1 protein-coding gene and 1 pseudogene are annotated in these 1,262 nt (G+C 64.9%); both read left to right on the forward strand.

Annotated elements, in window-relative coordinates:
* Positions 1–271: 271 nt before the first annotated feature.
* Positions 272–916, forward strand: a complete 645-nt coding sequence (locus EN738_RS34350; RefSeq protein WP_127287367.1) for a hypothetical protein — start codon at positions 272–274, stop codon at positions 914–916.
* Between the two features lie 46 nt (positions 917–962).
* Positions 963–1,262, forward strand: a pseudogene (locus EN738_RS34355) (uracil-DNA glycosylase); the annotation flags it as partial.

Raw genomic sequence — 1,262 nt, forward strand, 5'->3', positions numbered from 1 at the left:
GCGGCGAGGCCGGCCGGACCCGCGCCGACGATCACCACGTCGAATTCCATGCTCTCGCGTTCGATATCGCTCATCGACCCCTCACTGGCTTGCCGCGCTTTCCCGCATTGTGCTGGCTCATGCGCTGCATAGCGCATCAATTCGCGACGGGAAACCGGCGCTTAACGGACAAAGCCGATTTCGACAAAAAGTCGCGCCCGGCAGGCAAGAACCATTTCCCTCAACGTTTTTCAATTGTTCCATGGCTTGCTTATCGGCAATACTTCGCGCCATGCGCACGCCTGAGCCGTCCGGCTTCTCATTGACGCGCTTCTTCTCCACGCCCGGCCAGCTTTGCCGCGCGGTTCTTCCGCTCCTCTCGCTGCTGGTCCCGGCTGCGGCTCATGCCGATCCGCAAAAGGTCTGGGCGACCGGCGCCTATTCCTTTTCCGACGAGCTCGGCGGCTTCCACATCACCGGCGCTTCCGGCATCGGTACCAAGGAGGATCCGATCGTCATCACCGAAGAGCTGAATTCGGCAACACCGGTGACGCTGACCATCCGCACCACCAAGCCGATCGAGGCGTTCGGCAAGGCCGGCGAGGTCGCCAACGGCATCATGTACATGCGCGTCGAGGCCCTCAACAACAGCGGCCAGGCCTGGGTGGAATTCCAGTTCGAGCTGCAGGAGATCCTCGACCAGCCAAGCGTGTTCGGCGACGGCCTGTCCTTCGACCAGCGCAACAAGTCGCCCGACAACATCGTGTCGAGCAACTTCGCCGACTTCGACCGCGACTTCGAACCCTATGACCGGCTCCTGTTCAAGAACGGCAAGATCGACCCTCTGAAGACGGGCAGCTTCGAATTCCTGATCACCGACTACACGCCGCGCTGGACGTTCTATCTGGTGCAGGACCCGCGCATACCGACCGGCTGACGCAGCCCAACTTGCAAATCGCCGCCGCCCGGAGGATGGTGGCGCCATGATTGCCGCCTCCCCCAACACCCCCGCCGAGATCGCCGAGCTGCTCGCCTTCTATGCCAGCGCCGGCGTCGACGAGGCGCTGGTGGAGGCGCCGATCAACCGCTTCGCGGAGGTTCGGCCGAAGCAAGCCGAGCGCGCGTCGGCACCGGCCGCGCGCGAAAGTACGGCTCAGGAACGGCCAGCATCTGAGCCAGGTCCCGACGCCAACAGAGCGCCGCAGCGGCCTGCGGCAGCTCCCGGTCTCGACGCAAGCAAGGTGCCGGACGCGCCGGCGCGCACCGCGCCCGCCACCGCCGCG

This window comes from Mesorhizobium sp. M4B.F.Ca.ET.017.02.2.1 (genome assembly GCF_003998955.1).
In the GTDB taxonomy this organism is placed as follows: Bacteria; Pseudomonadota; Alphaproteobacteria; order Rhizobiales; family Rhizobiaceae; genus Mesorhizobium; species Mesorhizobium abyssinicae.